This window comes from Burkholderia sp. MSMB1072 (assembly GCF_001524725.1).
GTDB lineage: Bacteria > Pseudomonadota > Gammaproteobacteria > Burkholderiales > Burkholderiaceae > Burkholderia.
The window spans coordinates 446,552-463,426 of the sequence record NZ_LOYC01000030.1 but is presented as its reverse complement, the minus strand read 5'-3'; the positions used below and the strand labels follow the sequence as shown (position 1 = coordinate 463,426).

The following is a 16,875-nucleotide window of genomic DNA, read 5'->3' as shown; positions in this document are numbered from 1 at the left end:
GCGACCAGCCCGATCCTGCCCCGCTATCGTGCCGCGGCGCCGCTTGCGGCGACAGTCGGCCGAACGGCACGGGGCGGCCCGTTATAATTGAAGGCCATCCGGTCCCGTGCCTCGAGCACGTCCTTGCCCATGCGTTTCGATCTTGAGCCGCCTTCGAATATCGCGGCCGCCCATCGCATCGGTGTGCTGCTGATCAATCTCGGCACGCCCGACGCGCCCACGCCGCGCGCAGTGCGGCGCTACCTGGCCGAATTCCTGTCGGATCCACGGGTCGTCGAAATCCCGCAGGCCGTCTGGCAGGTGCTGCTGCGCACGCTGATCCTGCCGCTGCGCGGCCGTGCATCCGCGAAGAAATACGCGGCCGTCTGGATGCCCGAGGGCTCGCCGCTGCGCGTGTACACCGAGCGTCAGACCGACAGCGTGCGGCACCTGCTCGTGTCGAACGGCTATCACGTGACGGTCGACTACGCGATGCGCTACGGCAGCCCGAACATTGCGCACGCGCTCGCGCAGTTCAAGCGCGCGGGCGTCGAGCGCGTGCTGTTGATGCCGATGTATCCGCAATACTCGGCGTCGACCACGGCCACCGCGTTCGATGCCGCGTTCGACGCACTCGCGCGCATGCGCAATCAGCCGGAAGTGCGCACGGTGCGGCACTACGCCGACCATCCGGCCTATATCCATGCGCTGGCCGAACAGGTGCGCCAGTACTGGGCGCAGCACGGCCGGCCCGATTTCGCGGCCGGCGACAAGCTGGTGCTGAGTTTCCACGGCGTGCCGAAGCGCACGCTCGACCTCGGCGACCCGTATCACGACCAGTGTCAGCAGACCGGCGCATTGCTGATGGCCGCGCTCGGGCTGTCGGGTACCGAATGCCGCGTCACGTTCCAGTCGCGCTTCGGCAAGGCCGAATGGCTGCAGCCGTACACCGCGCCGACGCTGCGCGAATTCGGCGAGGCCGGCGTGCGGCGGGCGGACGTGTTCTGTCCCGGCTTCACGGCCGATTGCCTGGAGACGATCGAGGAAATCGGCATGGAAGTGCGCGACGAGTTCCTCGCCGGCGGCGGCAAGACCTTCCACCGCATTCCGTGTCTGAACGGCGCGTCCGCGTGGATCGGCGCGCTCGGCGAGATCGTCGCGGAGAATCTGCAGGGCTGGCCCGTCAAGGCCGCGCAGCCCGAAACGGTCGGTTGAGACGAGATGAAACGATTTCCACACGCTTTTCGTTCGCCGTTGTTGTCCGAGGGGCGGTCAGCCTCCTTGGGACTGCCCGGCGGAGGCTGACATGAACTACAAGATTTCCACGGAACCGGGCGCGAAGCTGCGCATCGACAAATGGCTGTGGGCGGCCCGGTTCTTCAAGACGCGCTCGCTCGCGACCGATGCGGTCGACAAGGGACACGTGAAGATCGGCGGTGCAGCGGTCAAGCCGGCGAAGGACGTGCGGGTGGGCGACGAGGTCGAGATTGCGATCGACGGCATCGTCTGGCACATTGCCGTGCTGGGCGTGTGCGACGTGCGCGGCCCCGCGAGCGTCGCGCAGACGCTCTATGAGGAAACGGAAGCGGGGCGGGCCGCGCGGCTCGCCGAACTGGAGCGGCGCCGCACGTATCGCGAGCCGGCGGCCGGGCTGCACGGCCGGCCGACGAAGCGCGACCGGCGCATCATCGACAGATTTTCTGGTGGGAGCTGAACATCTGGTCGAACGTCGCCCGCGCGCTTCCGTATTCGGTCGTGCGGTCGGTGACGGCTCCCGACAGACAGATGGTGGTGGTGCCGGCAATGAGTACCAGCGCGACCACCGATATCGCAAAGGTCAGTTTCACGGTACTCCCCTCGAGAACAAGGGTGAAAACGGCGCCAGGTGGATGTCGGGCGGCGGTCAGCTAGGGTAAACACGCTTTTCCGACGCTTGAGTGGAGTGTAGTGCAGCGGGCCTGTGCGGAGCTAGTACTTGCCGGGTAAGCGTTGTTACAGGCCGTTTCGCCCGATCCGGCGAACTATGCGACGCCTGCACCAGGAAACGCGCGGTTGTTTCACGGCATTGGCGAATGCCGGCGAATGACCCTCTTGAAATCGCAGTTTTCGCCCTTATTTGCACCATCAATGTGCGGTGCCGCCGGGTATACGTCCGACGGTTGCCGATTTGGCTTCAACCTCTAATCGACTTTCAGCGACATGGAAAACACGCAAGAGAACCCGGCTACCCAATCGGCCGAAGACATCGGTAGCGAAAAGCAGGCGGCGCAAGGCGCCGCGCCCGCCGCCGAAGCCGCCGACGCGGCGCTCGCGGAGGCTCAAGCCAAGGTCGCCGAGCTCCAGGAAAGCTTCCTGCGGGCGAAGGCCGAGACCGAGAACGTGCGCCGCCGCGCGCAGGACGACGTGTCGAAGGCGCACAAGTTCGCGATCGAGAGCTTCGCGGAACACCTGCTGCCCGTGCTGGACAGCCTGGAAGCGGCCGTCAGCGATACCTCCGGCGACATCGCGAAGGTGCGCGAAGGCGTCGAGCTGACGCTGCGCCAGTTGACGAGCGCACTCGAGAAGGGCCGTGTCGTCGCGATCAACCCGGTCGGCGAGAAGTTCGATCCGCACCAGCACCAGGCCATTTCGATGGTGCCGGCCGAGCAGGAGCCGAACACCGTCGTCACGGTGCTGCAAAAGGGCTACATGATCGCCGATCGCGTGCTGCGTCCGGCGCTCGTCACCGTCGCCCAGCCCAAGTAAGGCGGCCGACATGGTGCCCGCCGGCGTCGATCCGGCCGCGTTCGACGCGTTCGACATGCAGGCGCTCGACGCCGGCACGTTCGACGCGGCCATCGACGGCGCGGGCGATGCGCTGGCCGTGGTGTTCTTCTGGGGCGTCGACTGCTTCAACTGCGAGATCGCGAAGAAGGCGATGCTCGCGCAGCCCGGCGCCATCCGCGCGCTGGACCTGAAGTGGTTCCATTGCAACGTGTACGAGCACCATCAGCTGGGGCGCCGCTTCGGGCTGCACGGCGTGCCGACGTGGTTCTTCTTCCACCGCGGCAAGCGGCTGGGCCGCGCGACCGGCTGGCATGGCCTCGCGCAGTTCCAGGCAGCCGTCGCGGCGGCACGCGCGAAGATGGCCGCGGCGGGTGCGCCGTCCGGCGAAAGCACCGGTGGCCGGCACGATCCGCTAGCCGGCGGCGATTGAAAAAATTTAATATCCGCATCGCTCGTCGGGTCTTGAAAACGGATCGGACGGACGCATTTCGGGAACAGAGTTGAATTCTGGCGTGCGAAACCGCCCAAAAACGCGGTGTTTCGTGCAGCAAACAAGCATTTCTGGAGATTAGGAAAAAATGGGAAAGATCATCGGTATTGACCTCGGCACCACGAACTCGTGCGTCGCCATCATGGAAGGCAACCAGGTCAAGGTCATCGAGAACTCGGAAGGCGCGCGCACCACGCCGTCGATCATCGCCTACATGGACGACAACGAAGTCCTCGTCGGCGCGCCGGCCAAGCGCCAGTCGGTGACCAACCCGAAGAACACGCTGTTCGCCGTGAAGCGCCTGATCGGCCGCCGCTTCGAAGAGAAGGAAGTCCAGAAGGACATCGGCCTGATGCCGTACTCGATCATCAAGGCCGACAACGGCGATGCATGGGTCGAAGCGCACGGCGAAAAGCTCGCGCCGCCGCAGGTGTCGGCCGAAGTGCTGCGCAAGATGAAGAAGACGGCGGAAGACTACCTCGGCGAGCCGGTCACGGAAGCCGTGATCACGGTGCCGGCGTACTTCAACGACAGCCAGCGCCAGGCGACCAAGGACGCCGGCCGCATCGCGGGCCTCGAAGTCAAGCGGATCATCAACGAGCCGACGGCAGCCGCGCTCGCGTTCGGCCTCGACAAGGCCGAGAAGGGCGACCGCAAGATCGCCGTGTACGACCTCGGCGGCGGCACGTTCGACGTGTCGATCATCGAGATCGCGGACGTGGACGGTGAAATGCAGTTCGAAGTGCTGTCGACCAACGGCGACACGTTCCTCGGCGGCGAAGACTTCGACCAGCGCATCATCGATTACATCATCGGCGAGTTCAAGAAGGAGCAGGGCGTCGACCTGTCGAAGGACGTGCTCGCGCTGCAGCGCCTGAAGGAAGCCGCCGAAAAGGCGAAGATCGAGCTGTCGTCGAGCCAGCAGACCGAAATCAACCTGCCGTACATCACGGCGGACGCGTCGGGCCCGAAGCACTTGAACCTGAAGATCACCCGCGCGAAGCTGGAAGCGCTGGTGGAAGACCTCGTCGAGCGCACGATCGAACCGTGCCGCATCGCGATCAAGGACGCAGGCGTCAAGGTGTCGGACATCGACGACGTGATCCTGGTCGGCGGGCAGACGCGCATGCCGAAGGTCATGGAGAAGGTGAAGGAGTTCTTCGGCAAGGATCCGCGCCGCGACGTGAACCCGGACGAAGCCGTCGCGGTTGGCGCGGCGATCCAGGGCCAGGTCCTGTCGGGCGACCGCAAGGACGTGCTGCTGCTCGACGTGACCCCGCTGTCGCTCGGTATCGAGACGCTCGGCGGCGTGATGACGAAGATGATCAGCAAGAACACGACGATCCCGACGAAGCACGCCCAGGTGTACTCGACGGCCGACGACAACCAGAGCGCCGTGACGATCAAGGTGTTCCAGGGCGAACGCGAAATGGCGGCGGGCAACAAGCTGCTCGGCGAGTTCAACCTCGAAGGCATCCCGCCGGCACCGCGCGGCGTGCCGCAGATCGAAGTGACCTTCGACATCGACGCGAACGGCATCCTGCACGTCGGCGCGAAGGACAAGGCGACCGGCAAGGAAAACAAGATCACGATCAAGGCGAACTCGGGTCTGTCCGAGGCTGAAATCGACCAGATGATCAAGGACGCGGAAGCGAACGCAGCGGAAGACCACAAGCTGCGCGAGCTGGCCGATTCGCGCAACCAGGGCGACGCGCTGGTCCACAGCACGAAGAAGGCGCTGACCGAGTACGGCGACAAGCTGGACGCGGGCGAGAAGGAAGCGATCGAAGCGGCGCTGAAGTCGCTCGAGGACGTGCTGAAGGACACGTCGGCCGACAAGGCTGCGATCGACGCGAAGGTCGAGGAGCTCGGCAAGGTGTCGCAGAAGCTCGGCGAGAAGATGTACGCCGACATGCAGGCCCAGCAGGCGGGTGCGGCCGGCGCGGCCGGTGCGGCGGAAGGCGCGGCCCATGCGGGTGGTGCGCAACAGGCTGCCGACGACGTCGTCGACGCCGAGTTCAAGGAAGTGAAGAAGGACTGAGCCGGGTTGCCATGGCACCGTACGCCGCGCGCGAAACGCGCGCGGCGCGGCTGACAAGCGGTCTGTCTTTCCTTCCGGATGGCCGGATCGACTCCACGCCTGGCGGGCCTTGCGGCCCTCCGGGCACATTTGTTTTTTGGCGGGTGCTGCGTGAGCCGTCCGCGGACGGTGCAGCGCCAGACGAGTCGAGAGACTTTACTGCGGGCGAAAGGAGCCGCCGCGTGCGCGAAGCGTGGCGGCACAGTGAATCGATATGGCGAAACGGGATTACTACGAGGTTCTGGGCGTCGCGAAGAACGCGAGCGACGACGAAATCAAGAAGGCATATCGCAAGCTTGCGATGAAGTATCACCCTGACCGCAATCCGGACAGCAAGGATGCGGAAGAGCATTTCAAGGAGGCGAAGGAAGCCTATGAAATGCTGTCGGATGGCCAGAAGCGGGCCGCGTACGACCAGTACGGCCACGCGGGCGTCGATCCGAACATGGGCGGTGCGGGCGCGCAGGGCTTCGGCGGCTTCGCCGATGCATTCGGCGACATCTTCGGCGACATCTTCGGCCAGGCCGCGGGCGGCGCCGCGCGGGGCGGCCGCGGCGGCCCGCAGGTGTATCGCGGCGCCGACCTGCGCTACAGCATGGAAATCACGCTCGAGCAGGCCGCGCACGGCTACGACACGCAGATCCGCGTGCCGAGCTGGGTGTCGTGCGAAGTCTGCCACGGGTCGGGTGCGAAGCCCGGCACGAAGCCGGAAACCTGCCCGACCTGTCACGGCCAGGGCACGGTGCGCATGTCGCAGGGCTTCTTCAGCATCCAGCAGACCTGCCCGAAGTGCCATGGCACGGGCACCTATATCCCGGAACCGTGCGCGCATTGCCACGGGTCGGGCAAGGTGAAGGAAACCAAGACGCTCGAAGTGAAGATCCCGGCCGGGATCGACGACGGGATGCGGATTCGCTCGGCCGGCAACGGCGAGCCGGGCATCAACGGCGGGCCGCCGGGCGACCTGTACGTCGAGATCCACATCAAGCCGCACGCGGTGTTCGAGCGCGACGGCGACGATCTCCACTGCCAGATGCCGATTCCGTTCACGACCGCCGCACTCGGCGGCGAGATCGAGGTGCCGACGCTGGCCGGCCGCGCGTCGTTCCCGGTGCCGGAAGGCACGCAGTCGGGCAAGACGTTCCGCCTGCGCGGCAAGGGCATCAAGGGGCTGCGTTCGAGCATTGCGGGCGATCTGTACGTGCACGTGCAGGTCGAGACACCGGTGAAGCTGACCGATCACCAGCGCGACCTGCTCAAGCAGTTCGAGAAATCGCTGGCCGAGGGCGGCGCGCGTCACAGCCCGCAGAGCAAGAGCTGGTTCGACCGGGTGAAGAGCTTCTTCGAGTAACGGCATGACTGAAGGCAACGAGAGCGCGTCGTTCGCGCTCTTGGACGATTGCGACTCGACCGCGTCCGCGCGGTCGAGTCGTTTGTATTCGGGCTTCGTGCGCGAACGCGTGTGCACGGACCCGGCGCAGCTCGACGCCATCGACGCGGCGCTCGCGCAGGATCTGCGCGACGGGCTGCATGCGGTCGTCGTCGGCGATTACGAATTCGGACGCAACCTGCAACGGGCGCAGCCGGGCCATGCCCCGCTGCGCTTTTTGCTGTATGCGCGCTGCGAGCGGCTGTCGCGCGACGACGTCGACGCGTGGCTCGCGCAGCAGGACGGCGGCGCCGCGCCGTCGATCGCGGGCGTCGCGCATGTCGCGAAGAGCGTGTCGCGCGATGCGTTCGACGCGGCGATCGCCACGGTGCACGACGCACTGCGCGCGGGCGATTCGTATCAGGTCAACTACACGTACCGGCTGAATTTCGACGTGTTCGGCACGCCGCTCGCGCTGTACCGGCGGCTGCGCGCGCGGCAGCCGGTGCGTTACGGCGCGCTGATCGCGCTGCCCGACGGTGCGTGGGTCGTGTCGTGCTCGCCGGAGCTGTTCGTCGAGAAGCATGGCGACGTGCTGCGCGCGCGGCCGATGAAGGGCACCGCGCCGCGCTCGGCCGACCCACGTGAAGACGCGGCGGCGGCCGCGTTCCTCGCGAGTGACCCGAAGAACCGCGCGGAAAACGTGATGATCGTCGACCTGCTGCGCAACGACGTGTCGCGGATTGCGCGCACGGGCAGCGTCAAGGTGCCGGCGTTGTTCTCCGTCGAGCCGTATGCATCGGTGTGGCAGATGACGTCGACGGTCGAGGCCGGCTGGCGCGACGGCACGACGTTCGCGCAGATGCTGCGCGCGCTGTTTCCTTGCGGGTCGATCACGGGCGCGCCGAAGTACAAGACGATGCAATTGATCGATGCGATCGAGTCGACGCCGCGCGGGCTGTATACCGGTGCGATCGGCTGGCTCGACGCGCCGAAGGACGAGGCCGCGTCGGCAGGCGCTGCGGCCGGGTGCGGCGATTTCTGCCTATCGGTCGCGATCCGGACGCTGACGCTCGATGCGGTCGCAGCCGATCCCGCCGTGACGAGCGCCACGCGCAACGCGGCAACGGCCGCCGCCGGCCGGCGGCGCGGCACGATGGGCGTCGGCGCGGGCATCGTGCTCGACAGCGTCGCGGCCGATGAATACGCGGAGTGCGAATTGAAAGCGCGATTCCTGACGGACGCCGACCCCGGCTTCCAGCTGTTCGAAACGACGGCCGCGACGCGGGCGGACGGAATCCGCCATCTCGATCGCCATCTCGCGCGGCTGCAACGCAGCGCGGATGCGTTCGGCTTCCGCTTCGATGCCGACGCGTTGCGTCGCGAGATCGATGCGCGCTGCGCGGCGCTCGACGGCGACGGCGCGTACCGGATGAAGCTCGCGCTGGCGAAGGACGGCACGATCGAGATCGTCGCGGCGCCGCTCAAGCCGCTGCCGGCGGGGCCGGTCGGCGTGCTGCTGGCCTGCGCGCACGGCTTCGCGCCGACCCTCGCGAGCGATGCGCTGCTGCTGCACAAGACCACGCGCCGTGCCGAATACGACCGCGCGTGGCAGGCGGCGGAGGCGCTCGGCGGGTTCGACATGCTGTTCGTCAACGAGCGCGGCGAGGTGACGGAAGGCGGGCGCTCGAACCTGTTCGTGAAGCTCGACGGCCAGTGGGTGACGCCGCCGTTGACGAGCGGCGTGCTGCCGGGCGTGATGCGCGGCGTGCTGCTCGACGATCGCGCGTTCGGCGCCGTGGAGCGGGTCGTCATGCGCGACGATCTGGCGCGCGCGCAGGCGTTGCTGTTGACCAACGCACTGCGCGGGGCGCTCGACGCGGTGCTGAAGTGACGGGGTGACGGGGTGACGGCTCGGGAGCCTGCCCGGGCTGCGGCCGCCGAGCATCGGCCACGCGGCTTCCGGAAAAAAAGCGCGGCGCCCTTTACGGGCGCCGCGCTTTTTTATCGGCAGGGCACCGGCGAACGAGCCGCCGGGTACGCGTCAGAACGAGTGTTCCGGGCCCGGGAACGACTGGTCCTTCACCGCGCTCACGTAGGCTTCGACGGCCGCCTGAATGCTCGGCTGTCCCTGCATGAAGTCCTTCACGAAACGCGGCCGCTTGCCGGGGAACACGCCGAGCATGTCGTGCAGCACGAGTACCTGCCCCGAGCAGTCGACGCCCGCGCCGATGCCGATCGTCGGAATCTTCAGCATGTGCGTGACTTCGGATGCGACGAGCGTCGGCACGGCTTCGAGCACGACGAGTTGCGCACCGGCTTCCTCGACCGCGCGCGCATCGCGCAGCAGTTGCGCGGCGCCCGCTTCGGTCTTGCCCTGGACCTTGAAGCCGCCGAACGCATGCACCGACTGCGGCGTGAGGCCGAGGTGCGCGCACACGGGTACCGACCGTTCGACGAGGAAGCGGATCGTATCGGCGAGCCATTCGCCGCCTTCGAGCTTGACCATCTGCGCGCCCGCGCGCATCAGCTTGACGGAATTCGCGAACGCGTCGGCCGGCGTCCCGTACGTGCCGAACGGCAGATCGGCGACGACGAGCGCACGCGGCTGCGCACGTGCGACACAGGCAGTGTGATAAGCGATGTCGTCGAGCGACACGGGCAGCGTGGTCGTATGGCCCTGCAGTACGTTGCCGAGCGAATCGCCGATCAGCAGCACGTCGGTGCCGGCGCGATCGAGCAGCGCCGAAAAGCTCGCGTCGTAGCACGTGAGCATCGCGATCTTCTCGCCGGCGTCGCGCATTGCCTGCAGCTTGGGTACCGTCACGGCAGGCCGGCTCGATTCCTGGAGATAGGTCATGGGAAATCCGGGTCGATGGGGGAGGAACGACGGGCGGGACGCGTCAACGCGCCGTCTCGCCCTTGACGAAGAATTCCTTGCGGCCGCGCATCGTCTCGATGCGCTCGACCAGCAGGGCGAGATCCTCGGGGGAATCCAGCGGGTTCAGGTGTTCGGCTGCGACCGTCAGCACCGGCGTGCGGTCGTAGTGGTAGAAGAATTCGTTGTACGCATCGACGAGCGAGCGCAGGTACGCGTCGCTGATCTGCAGCTCCATCGGCGTCCCGCGCTTCTGGATGCGCGAGAACAGCACTTCGGGGCTGGCCTGCAGATAGACGACGAGATCGGGCGACGGCGCCTGCGGCACGTCGACGTGCGTGGCGACCGAGCGATACAGCTGCCACTCGTCTTCCGGCAGGTTCAGCCGCGCGAAGATGTCGTTCTTCTGCGGCATGAAATCGGCGATCACGGGCCGGCCCGTGTCGAGCGCGCCGATCAGCTCGCGCGCCTGCTGCGCGCGCTGCAGCGCGAACGACAGCTGGACGGGCAGCGCGTAGCGTGCGGTGTCGCGATAGAAGCGTTCGAGGAACGGGTTGTCCTGCGGGCGTTCGAGCAGCGTCTGCATCGACCAGCGCTCGGCGAGCAGGCGCGCGAGCGTCGTCTTGCCGACGCCGATCGGGCCTTCGATCACGAGATAGCGGTGCGGGGCGCGCAGGTCGGGCGCGGTGACGGTCAGCGGAGTCGAGTTCATCGGCAGCGGGTCTTGTCGGCGTCTTCGCCGGCAGCGAGCGCCTTCTGCATCAGGCACTGGCAGGTTTGCACCTTTTCGACGCGCTGATCCGCGACCGCGGCGAGAAAGGCGTCGGCACGGCCGCGCGCGGGGATGTCGAGCGCCGGCTCGATTTCGACGAGCGGCACGAGCGCGAATGCGCGGTCGGTGAGGCGCGGGTGCGGGACGATCAGGTCGGGTTCGTCGATCGAATCGGCGCCGAACAGCAGGATGTCGAGGTCGAGCGTGCGCGGCGCATTGCGATACGGGCGCTCGCGGCCGAAGTGATGTTCGATCTTCTGGCAAAGCGCGAGCAGCTCGCGGGCCGACAGCGTCGTGTCGAGCTTGACGACGCAGTTGTAGTAGTCGTCGCCGCCGGCTTCGAACGGCGCCGTGCGATACAGGCTCGACTTGCCGAGGATCGAGATGGTGCGCTGCTGCGCGAGGCACACCACCGCGTCCTTCAGGGTCTGGCGTGCATCGCCGAGATTCGCCCCCAATCCGATATATGCAACCGTCATGGCATCACTTCCTACGTCGTTCGCCGGCGCATGCGTCAGTCGTCGGAACCGCTCGCGGTATCCGGCGCCTGCGCGGCGGCGCCTTCACCCGGATTGCGGTTTCGCGCACCGCCGCGGCGGCGCCGCTTGCGGGGCGATTTTTCCTTCGAGCCGCCCTGCGTGAGCAATGCCTCGCGAGCGGCCGCGTCGCCTTCGATGAAATCCGTCCACCACTGTCCGACTTCCGCATCGAGCTCGCCGGATTCGCAGCGTAACAGGAGGAAATCATACCCCGCTCTAAACCTTTGGTGTTCCAGCAGCCGCATCGCGCTGCGGCCCGAGCGCTTCTCGAGGCGCAACTGCAGGCCCCAGATCTCGCGCATGTCGGCCGAGTAACGCTTGTGGATCGCGAGTTTCTCGGTCTGCATGTCGAGCACGTCGTCCATCGCGCGATGGAGCGCCGGCACCGGGATTTCGCCCGCGGCCGTGTACTGCTCGAAGCGCTGGCGCATGTCGTGCCACAGCAGCGTCGCGAACAGGAAGCCCGGCGACACCGGCTTGCCGGCGCGCACCCGCGCGTCGGTGTTGTTCAGCGCGAGCGTGATGAACTTCTCGCCCTGCGGCTGTTCGAGCACGACGTCGAGCAGCGGCAGCAGCCCGTGATGCAGGCCTTCCTTGCGCAGCCGCTGCAGGCACGCGAGCGCGTGCCCCGACAGCAGCAGCTTCAGCATTTCGTCGAACAGGCGCGCGGCCGGCACGTTGTTGATCAGGTCGGCGAGCGCGTGGATCGGCTCGCGCGTATGCGGCTCGATCTCGAAACCGAGCTTCGCCGCGAAGCGCACGACGCGCAGCATCCGCACCGGATCCTCGCGGAAGCGGGTGGCCGGATCGCCGATCATCCGCAGCAAGCGCGCGCGTACGTCGGCCATCCCGTCGTGATAGTCGAGCACCGTCTGCGTCGACGGGTCGTAGTACATCGCGTTGATCGTGAAGTCGCGGCGCGCGGCGTCCTCGTGCTGCTCGCCCCACACGTTGTCGCGCAGCACGCGGCCGCTCGCATCGACCGCGTGCGTGCGGCGATCGAGTTCGTCGCGCTTCAGGCGCTTCGGCGGCTCGGCCGCGGCCGCCTCGGGCGGCGCGTCGACCAGCGCGCGGAACGTCGATACCTCGATCAGTTCCTGGCCGAACTGCACGTGGACGATCTGGAAGCGGCGGCCGATCAGGCGCGCGCGGCGGAACAGGCGCTGCACCTCGGTCGGCGTCGCGTCGGTCGCGACGTCGAAGTCCTTCGGCGCGATGCCGAGCAGCAGGTCGCGCACCGCGCCGCCGACGATGAACGCGCGAAAACCCGCCTGCTGCAGCGTGTCGGTCACGCGCACCGCGTTCCTCGAGATCAGCGCCGGATTGATGCCGTGCACGCTGGCCGGCACGACGGTCGGCTCATGGTTGCTGCGCGATTGCTTCGCGCCGCCGCGGGCGCCCTTCGGCGCGCGCGGGGCAGCAGGGGCCGCTACGTCGGCCGGGGCCGCGGCGGGGGGCGTTTGCTCGGTTTCGTCCTGCCCGAGCAGCTTGCGAATGAATTTTTTGATCACGACGTTCAGAAGAGATCCAGGATGCGCCAGCCGCGGTTGCTTGCGTGCGCACGCAGCGTGTCGTCGGGGTTGGTCGCGATCGGGTCGGTGACTTTCTCGAGCAACGGAATGTCGTTGTGCGAGTCGCTGTAGAAATAGCTGTGTTCGAAGTCGTCCCAGTGCTTGCCGAGCGACGCGAGCCACGCTTCGGTGCGCACGATCTTGCCTTCGCGATAGCTCGGCGTACCGGTCGGCCGGCCCGTGTACGGCGAATCGGGATGCCCGTCGGTCGTTTCGACCTCGCACGCGATCAGCGTGTCGACGCCGAACGCGGTCGCGATCGGGCGCGTGATGAATTCGTTGGTGGCCGTCACGACGCAGCACAGGTCGCCGGCGTCGACGTGCTTGCGCACGAGTTCGAGCGCGGCGGGCGTCATCGCGGGGCGGATCACCTCGTGCATGTACTGCTCGTGCCATTCGGCCAGCTGCGCGCGCGAATACTTCGCGAGCGGCGTGAGCATCGCGCACAGGTACGCGTGGATGTCGAGCTTGCCGGCCTTGTAGTCGGCGAAGAACTGATCGTTCTGACGCGAGAAGCTTTCCGCGTCGACGATGCCGAGCTTCACCATGAAGCGACCCCATTCGTGGTCGCTATCGGTCGGGATCAGCGTGTGATCGAGGTCAAAGAGTGCCAGATTAGTCATGGAAGCGCATTTTACTCGAAGCGGTTCGGGCCCGTGCCCGGTGGTGCGATGTCGTCGCCGGGACGTGCGAGCATCCGGCGCAGCAGCGGCAGCGTGACCGCGCGTTTCTGCTCGAGCGAGAAGCGGTCGAGCGCGTCGAGCAATGCCATCAGGCTCGGCATGTCGCGGCGGAAATGGGTCAGCAGGTACGCGGCGATGTCGTCGGTGAGCGCGATCCCGCGCTCCTTCGCCGCGAGCTTGAGCACGGCGACCTTGCCGGCGTCGGACGGCGGCGACAGGTGGAACACGAGCCCCCAGCCGAGCCGCGTGCGCAGATCCTCGCGCACGTCGAGCGCGAGTGGCGCCGCCGGGCCCGCCGCGACGAACGCGCTCGACGGGTGCGCGCGCACTTCGTTGAACAGGTTGAACAGCGCGACCTGCTGCGTGTCGCTCATCCGGTCGCAGTCGTCGATCGCGTAGATGCCGATGCGCGGGTCGAACGTGAACGCACCGAGCGGGCTCTGCGGCGTCAGGTAGCGCGCGTAGCCGTACGACGCGTCGCTCACGAGCGCCTGCAGCAGGTGGGTGCGGCCGCTGCCCGGTTCGCCCCAGATATAGAACGACCGATCCGGCACGGGGCCGGCCGCGAGCGCGAGATCGAGCTTCTGCAGGCGCGTGACGAGCTCGTCGTTCTCGTCGCTCATGATGAAGTTGTCGAACGTGGCGGGCGGCGGCGTGCCGAGATCGAGCGTCAGTTGACGGGACACAGCAGTCACAATGCGGGTCGGTTGAAAAAACGCGTGCCGTACGCCGGGCACGCGCGAGGGAAGGCGCCCCGGCTGGCTTCACGCGCGACCGTACGCGCGGCGCGGCGCGGCTTTCGGCGCGCTTCGCCCGGCGATGAAAACGGGGACGTGTTGACCAAGATGCGATCCCTGACGATTCGGTGCTGGGAATTCCGGCCAACGGGCCGGCTTCGGGTAAAATCGCATTTTACCGACCTTCTCGCATTCCCCCATGAATCCTCCGAAATCCGCTCCCGACGCTCAGGGTCTGTCCTACCGCGACGCAGGCGTCGACATCGACGCAGGCGACGCGCTCATCGACAAGATCAAGCCTTTTGCGAAGAAAACCTTGCGCGACGGCGTGCTCGGCGGCATCGGCGGGTTCGGCGCGCTGTTCGAAGTGCCGAAGAAGTACAAGGAGCCCGTGCTCGTCTCGGGCACCGACGGCGTGGGCACCAAGCTCAAGCTGGCGTTTCATCTGAACAAACACGACACCGTCGGCCAGGATCTCGTCGCGATGAGCGTGAACGACATCCTCGTGCAGGGCGCCGAGCCGCTGTTCTTCCTCGACTACTTCGCGTGCGGCAAGCTCGACGTCGACACGGCCGCGACCGTCGTCAAGGGCATCGCGCAGGGCTGCGAACTGTCGGGCTGCGCGCTGATCGGCGGCGAAACCGCCGAAATGCCGGGCATGTACCCGGACGGCGAATACGACCTGGCCGGCTTCGCGGTCGGCGCGGTCGAGAAGAGCAAGATCATCGACGGCAGCACGATCGCCGAAGGCGACGTGGTGCTCGGCCTCGCATCGAGCGGCATCCACTCGAACGGTTTCTCGCTCGTGCGCAAGATCATCGAGCGCGCGAATCCCGATCTGTCGGCGGATTTCCACGGCCGCTCGCTGGCCGACGCGCTGATGGCCCCGACGCGCATCTACGTGAAGCCGCTGCTCGCGCTGATGCAGAAGCTGACGGTGAAGGGCATGGCGCACATCACGGGCGGCGGCCTCGTCGAGAACATCCCGCGCGTGCTGCGCGAAGGCCTCACCGCCGAGCTCGACCAGCAGGCATGGCCGCTGCCGCCGCTGTTCAAGTGGCTGCAGGAGCACGGCGGCGTCGCCGACGCGGAAATGCACCGCGTGTTCAACTGCGGGATCGGCATGGCCGTGATCGTCTCGGCGGCCGACGCCGACGCAGCGATCGCCGACCTGACCGCCGCCGGCGAACAGGTGTGGAAGATCGGCACCGTGCGTGCGACCCGCGAAGGCGAGGCGCAGACGGTCGTGGTCTGACGCACGGCAGCAGCAGAATGCAGTACGGAAAGCCGCCCGGAATCGCTCCGGGCGGTTTTTTTTCGGGCGCCGCGTGCGTACGGACGCGCGCCGACGAAGGAGGGGCGACGATGACCGAAGACGAACGCGCGATCCGCGAGCTCGTGGAAACCTGGTTCGTGTCGAGCCGGCGCGGCGATCTGGCGACCGTGCTCGACCTGATCGCCGACGACGCGATCTTCATGGTGGCCGGCAAGCCGCCGTTCGACAAGGCGGCGTTCGCGGCCGCGTCGCGCGACGCGAACGCCGGCGCGGAAAACGCGCCGAAGATCGACGGCCGCTACCGGATCGACGAGCTGCGTGTGATCGGCGACTGGGCATACATGCGCAATTTCATCGAGATCGACGCGACGCCGCCGGGCGGCGAGACGATCCGCCGGTCGGGCCACACGCTGACGATCTTCCGCAAGACCGACGGCCGCTGGCAGCTCGTGCGCGACGCGAATCTCGTCACGCTCGCGAGCTGAGCGCGACGGCGCACGCTCGCGCTTACGCTTACGCGGATGCCCGCGGCGCATTCGCCGGGCGCGCGCCGGCCAGCAACGGCGGCACGAGCAGGTACAGCAGCGCGGCCGCAGCCCACACGAACCCCGGCCAGGTCGCGCGCGTCGCCGCGTAGGTCGCGGTGACGACCAGCGGCCCCGCGACACCGATCAGGCTCGCCACGCTCGCCAGCGTGCCCTGCAGTTCGCCCTGGCGCGCATCGTCGACCCGCCGGGCGAGCATCGCCTGCAACGCGGGCAGCGTCATGCCGCCGGCCGCGAACAGCGGCAGCAGCGCAAACGGCACCCAGGCGGCGGTGGCGCACGCGATGATCGCCAGCCCGAGCGCGTCGCCTGCCAGGCCCAGTGCGAGCGCGCGCCGCTCGCCGAGCCGCGCGATCAACGGCCCGATCGCGAACGCTTGCGCGAGCGCGTGGCATGCGCCGTAGCCGGCGAGCGACAGCCCGGCGACCGGCGTCGACCAGCCGAAATGTTCCTGGCCGTACAGAATCCACAGCGTCGCGGGCGCCTGCGACACGAGCGCCACGATCACGTAGATGCCGACCAGCGGCGCGAGCGCGCCGCTCAGCCGGCGTAGGCTCGCGAACGGGTTCAGCGCGCCGACCGTCCGGCCTTCCCGGGCCGACCGCGGCCGCGATTCCGGCAGCACGCGCCACACGAGCACGAGGTTCAGCGCATTGAGCAACGCGGCCGCGACGAACGGCGCACGCAGGTGCAGCACGCCGAGCAGCCCGCCGATCAGCGGGCCGGCGATGAAGCCGATGCCCATCATCGCGCCGAGCTGGCCGAAGCGCCGGGCGCGATCCGGTTCGGCCGTCACGTCGGTCACGTACGCGGTCGCGACCGCGACGTTCGCGCCGGTGATGCCCGCGATCAGCCGCCCGACGTAAAGCCACGCGAGCGTCGGCGCGAGCGCCATCAGCAGATAGTCGAGCGCGGCGCCCGCGAGCGATGCGAGCAGCACCGGGCGGCGGCCGAAACGGTCGCTCAGCGCGCCGAGCAGCGGCGCACACAGGAACTGCGCGAACGCGTACAGCGCGAGCAGGATTCCGTAGTGGGTGTCGGTGCTGCCCGCGCCGGCGAGCGAACGCAGCAGCCCGGGGAGGATCGGCATCACGATCCCGACGCCGATCGCGTCGAGCAGGACCGTGGCCAGGATGGCAATCAGGGACGGGTTCAAGAGGATCACTCTATCGATGATAGAGTGCGAAGTA

Annotated in this window: 17 protein-coding genes; 9 read left to right on the top strand and 8 right to left on the bottom strand. The window is 67.6% G+C overall.

What is annotated here, in order from left to right:
- Positions 1-129: 129 nt before the first annotated feature.
- The gene (gene hemH / locus WS89_RS15450) at positions 130-1,194 is read left to right on the top strand and encodes a ferrochelatase (RefSeq protein WP_059791790.1); all 1,065 of its coding nucleotides are present in this window, start codon (positions 130-132) and stop codon (positions 1,192-1,194) included.
- A 91-nt stretch (positions 1,195-1,285) separates the two neighbouring features.
- Positions 1,286-1,693: an RNA-binding S4 domain-containing protein gene (locus WS89_RS15445; RefSeq protein ID WP_034206474.1), complete on the top strand. Its 408-nt coding sequence runs from the start codon at positions 1,286-1,288 to the stop codon at positions 1,691-1,693.
- Here the strand turns inward: WS89_RS15445 and WS89_RS34215 are convergent.
- On the bottom strand, positions 1,665-1,826 hold the full coding sequence (locus WS89_RS34215; protein WP_006476841.1) for a hypothetical protein: 162 nt from the start codon (positions 1,824-1,826) through the stop codon (positions 1,665-1,667). The genes WS89_RS15445 and WS89_RS34215 overlap by 29 nt on opposite strands.
- 352 nt (positions 1,827-2,178) lie before the next feature.
- Here WS89_RS34215 and grpE point away from each other — a divergent pair, with 352 nt between their 5' ends.
- The 5 genes from grpE (at position 2,179) to WS89_RS15420 (ending at position 8,578) form a co-directional block, all read left to right on the top strand.
- Positions 2,179-2,724 carry a nucleotide exchange factor GrpE gene (gene grpE, locus WS89_RS15440; protein WP_034206475.1) on the top strand — a complete coding sequence of 182 codons (546 nt, stop codon included), beginning with the start codon at positions 2,179-2,181 and terminating at the stop codon, positions 2,722-2,724.
- A 10-nt stretch (positions 2,725-2,734) separates the two neighbouring features.
- Positions 2,735-3,175 (top strand): thioredoxin family protein, encoded by a 441-nt coding sequence (locus WS89_RS15435; protein WP_059791788.1) that lies wholly within the window; start codon positions 2,735-2,737, stop codon positions 3,173-3,175.
- Between the two features lie 148 nt (positions 3,176-3,323).
- Positions 3,324-5,276, top strand: a complete 1,953-nt coding sequence (dnaK, locus tag WS89_RS15430) for a molecular chaperone DnaK (protein ID WP_059501040.1) — start codon at positions 3,324-3,326, stop codon at positions 5,274-5,276.
- 253 nt (positions 5,277-5,529) lie between these two features.
- Positions 5,530-6,666, top strand: a complete 1,137-nt coding sequence (dnaJ, locus tag WS89_RS15425; protein WP_034206478.1) for a molecular chaperone DnaJ — start codon at positions 5,530-5,532, stop codon at positions 6,664-6,666.
- 4 nt (positions 6,667-6,670) lie between these two features.
- On the top strand, positions 6,671-8,578 hold the full coding sequence (locus tag WS89_RS15420) for a chorismate-binding protein (RefSeq protein WP_059791787.1): 1,908 nt from the start codon (positions 6,671-6,673) through the stop codon (positions 8,576-8,578).
- 150 nt (positions 8,579-8,728) lie between these two features.
- On the opposite strand, the gene panB is transcribed toward WS89_RS15420, so the two are convergent.
- The 6 genes from panB to hda are packed head-to-tail and all read right to left on the bottom strand — an operon-like array spanning position 8,729 to position 13,813.
- On the bottom strand, positions 8,729-9,544 hold the full coding sequence (panB, locus tag WS89_RS15415; protein WP_059501042.1) for a 3-methyl-2-oxobutanoate hydroxymethyltransferase: 816 nt from the start codon (positions 9,542-9,544) through the stop codon (positions 8,729-8,731).
- 43 nt (positions 9,545-9,587) lie between these two features.
- On the bottom strand, positions 9,588-10,274 hold the full coding sequence (locus WS89_RS15410; protein WP_059791785.1) for a deoxynucleoside kinase: 687 nt from the start codon (positions 10,272-10,274) through the stop codon (positions 9,588-9,590).
- Positions 10,271-10,813, bottom strand: coding sequence for a 2-amino-4-hydroxy-6-hydroxymethyldihydropteridine diphosphokinase (gene folK / locus WS89_RS15405; protein WP_006476832.1), 543 nt, complete (start codon positions 10,811-10,813; stop codon positions 10,271-10,273). The genes WS89_RS15410 and folK overlap by 4 nt, the downstream gene beginning before the upstream one ends.
- 35 nt (positions 10,814-10,848) lie before the next feature.
- Positions 10,849-12,384 (bottom strand): polynucleotide adenylyltransferase PcnB, encoded by a 1,536-nt coding sequence (pcnB, locus tag WS89_RS15400; RefSeq protein ID WP_059791783.1) that lies wholly within the window; start codon positions 12,382-12,384, stop codon positions 10,849-10,851.
- Positions 12,385-12,389: 5 nt separating this feature from the next.
- Positions 12,390-13,067, bottom strand: coding sequence for an HAD family hydrolase (locus WS89_RS15395; protein WP_011656045.1), 678 nt, complete (start codon positions 13,065-13,067; stop codon positions 12,390-12,392).
- A gap of 11 nt (positions 13,068-13,078) precedes the next feature.
- Positions 13,079-13,813 carry a DnaA regulatory inactivator Hda gene (gene hda, locus WS89_RS15390; protein ID WP_059791781.1) on the bottom strand — a complete coding sequence of 245 codons (735 nt, stop codon included), beginning with the start codon at positions 13,811-13,813 and terminating at the stop codon, positions 13,079-13,081.
- Positions 13,814-14,063: 250 nt separating this feature from the next.
- On the opposite strand from hda, the gene purM reads away from it, so the two are divergent.
- Entirely contained in the window at positions 14,064-15,119 is a 1,056-nt protein-coding gene (purM, locus tag WS89_RS15385) for a phosphoribosylformylglycinamidine cyclo-ligase (protein WP_059501045.1), read from the top strand.
- 110 nt (positions 15,120-15,229) lie between these two features.
- Positions 15,230-15,625 (top strand): YybH family protein, encoded by a 396-nt coding sequence (locus WS89_RS15380; RefSeq protein WP_059791971.1) that lies wholly within the window; start codon positions 15,230-15,232, stop codon positions 15,623-15,625.
- A gap of 28 nt (positions 15,626-15,653) precedes the next feature.
- On the opposite strand, the gene tet is transcribed toward WS89_RS15380, so the two are convergent.
- The gene (gene tet / locus WS89_RS15375; protein WP_082741875.1) at positions 15,654-16,841 is read right to left on the bottom strand and encodes a Tet(A)/Tet(B)/Tet(C) family tetracycline efflux MFS transporter; all 1,188 of its coding nucleotides are present in this window, start codon (positions 16,839-16,841) and stop codon (positions 15,654-15,656) included.
- Between the last annotated feature and the right edge of the window lie 34 nt (positions 16,842-16,875).